This window comes from Bradyrhizobium sp. Leo170, from assembly GCF_004296405.1.
In the GTDB taxonomy this organism is placed as follows: domain Bacteria; phylum Pseudomonadota; class Alphaproteobacteria; order Rhizobiales; family Xanthobacteraceae; genus Bradyrhizobium.
Genome location: NZ_PSRR01000647.1, coordinates 1 through 2,031, shown reverse-complemented (window position 1 = coordinate 2,031; position 2,031 = coordinate 1). Strand labels below are relative to the sequence as shown.

The window sequence follows — 2,031 nt, the reverse complement described above, 5'->3', positions numbered from 1 at the left end:
CCACGAGGTTGTTTCCCAAGAATCCCGGATTACGCTTCGCTGCATCCGGGCTACGAGGCCAAACCTTAGTGCTTCGTCACCACGCTCCACTTGGTGACCACCGCCTCGCTCATCTGCCCCGCTTCCTGTGCGCAGGCGACTTCGTCGACCTTCACCGAGATTTCCTTGCCGACAAAAGGCCTCAGTTGCGCGGCCTGGGCGTCGTTGGCGGGGACAAGCTGGAACGTCTCAGGACCGGTCTCGAGATTGCACAGCCCGTTCGGCGGCGGCAGGCGGCGCGGTTCGCTGGTAAGCTGATAGGTTGCGATGCGCTTGCCGGCTTTCTTGATGTCGCGGACGCGCAGCGTGTTGAGTTCGCCCGACAGCACCTCGCCGGCATGGATCGGCTTGCCCGGCTTCGGCGCGGCCTCCTCCTCTTGGGCCAGCGCGGCGGGCGCGGCAAGCACCGCTCCCAGAATGACCGCAAAGCACAGGCGAATGCCGAATCGGTGGTTCGTCATCTCGTTCAGTTCCGTTGTGTTTGGCTAGAAAAGCGTTCGCTGCCGCATAGCAGCGGATAGCGTACCTTCATCAAGGTAATCAAGCTCGCCGCCGACCGGCACGCCATGCGCCAGCCGGGTCACTCGGACATTGGCCTCTTGAAGCAGATCGGTGATGTAGTGCGCCGTGGTCTGGCCATCCACGGTTGCATTCAGCGCCAGGATGATCTCGTTCACCTGCGGATCATGCGCGCGCGCCACGAGCTGATCGATGGTGAGATCCTGCGGGCCGACGCCGTCGAGCGGCGACAGCGTCGCGCCAAGGACGTGATAGCGGCCATTGGTCGCGTTCGCCCGTTCCAGCGCCCAGAGATCGGCGACGTCGGCAACCACGACGATGATGGAAGGATCGCGGCGCGGATCGGTGCAGACCGTGCAGGGATTCTGCGTATCGATATTGCCGCAGGTCTTGCAGACCTGAATCTTGTCGATCGCCACCTGCAGCGCCGAAGCGAGCGGCGTCATCAAGGCTTCGCGCTTCTTGATCAGGTGCAGCGCCGCGCGCCGGGCCGAGCGCGGCCCGAGGCCCGGCAGCCGCGCCAGAAGCTGGATCAGGCGCTCGATTTCAGGTCCGGCGACGCTTGCGGCCATTTCAGGTGAGACCAAGCCCGGGCGGCAGGCCGAGCCCACCGGTGAGCGCCTGCATCTTCTCCTGCACCGCCAGTTCCGCCTTGCGCCGCGCGTCATTATGCGCAGTGACCAGGAGGTCCTCAAGGATCTCGCGTTCCTCCGGCTTCATCAGCGACGGATCGATCCTGACGCCTTTGACCTCCATCTTCGCGCTCATGCGCACGGCGACGAGGCCGCCGCCGGAAATGCCCTCGACCTCGACGTTGCCGAGTTCTTCCTGCATCGCCTGCATCTTGGACTGCAACTGCGCCGCCTGCTTCATCATGCCGAGAAAATCAGCCATCGGTGGTCCCTTCAATGTGTTCGCGCATGATCTCCGCGCCAACGCTACGCGTTTGTCGCGAAGGAAAACCGGTCCCCACTTTTCCGGATCAAGCTAATCGTCCCCGTCGCCGCTCTCGATGGGGTCTTCGCCGACAATATCGGTCTCCGCCGGCTCGGCGGCAAGTCTGCGCACCTCGACGACCTTCGCGCCGGGAAAGCGGGCCAGAACCTCCTTCACCCGCGGATCGGCTTCGGCCGCGCGCTCGCGCTGGCTCTTCTCGGCGAGATTTTGCGAGCGAACGGTCGGCTGCCCGGCTTCGTTGGAGACGATCACGGTCCAGCGGCGGCCGGTCCATAGTTCCAGCTTGCGCGAGAGATCGGTGACGAGGCCGCGCGAGGCATGCGGCTCCAGCGCGATTTCGAGCTGTCCGTCCTCGATGCGCACCAGCCGCACATCCGCTTCGAGCGCGCCCTTGGTCATCAAATCGCGTTTCTCGCCGGCGAGCGCGAGAAGCTGCATGAAGCTGGTGATGCGGAGCGCAGGCGCCGATTGCGTCTCGGGCGCCGCAGCCTGCGGTCGCAGCGAGGCCTCCGCGCT

Annotated in this window: 3 protein-coding genes and 1 pseudogene; all 4 read right to left on the bottom strand. The window is 64.8% G+C overall.

Annotation, left to right across the window (positions count from 1 at the left end; translation table 11 throughout):
* Positions 1-65: 65 nt before the first annotated feature.
* A complete protein-coding gene (locus CWO89_RS43585) occupies positions 66-500 on the bottom strand; it encodes a hypothetical protein (RefSeq protein ID WP_130584319.1) in 435 nt (144 codons plus the stop codon).
* A 24-nt stretch (positions 501-524) separates the two neighbouring features.
* Entirely contained in the window at positions 525-1,130 is a 606-nt protein-coding gene (recR, locus tag CWO89_RS43580) for a recombination mediator RecR (protein ID WP_130584318.1), read from the bottom strand.
* 1 nt (position 1,131) lies between these two features.
* On the bottom strand, positions 1,132-1,452 hold the full coding sequence (locus tag CWO89_RS43575) for a YbaB/EbfC family nucleoid-associated protein (RefSeq protein ID WP_130584317.1): 321 nt from the start codon (positions 1,450-1,452) through the stop codon (positions 1,132-1,134).
* A 93-nt stretch (positions 1,453-1,545) separates the two neighbouring features.
* Positions 1,546-2,031, bottom strand: a pseudogene (locus tag CWO89_RS43570) (DNA polymerase III subunit gamma/tau); the annotation flags it as partial.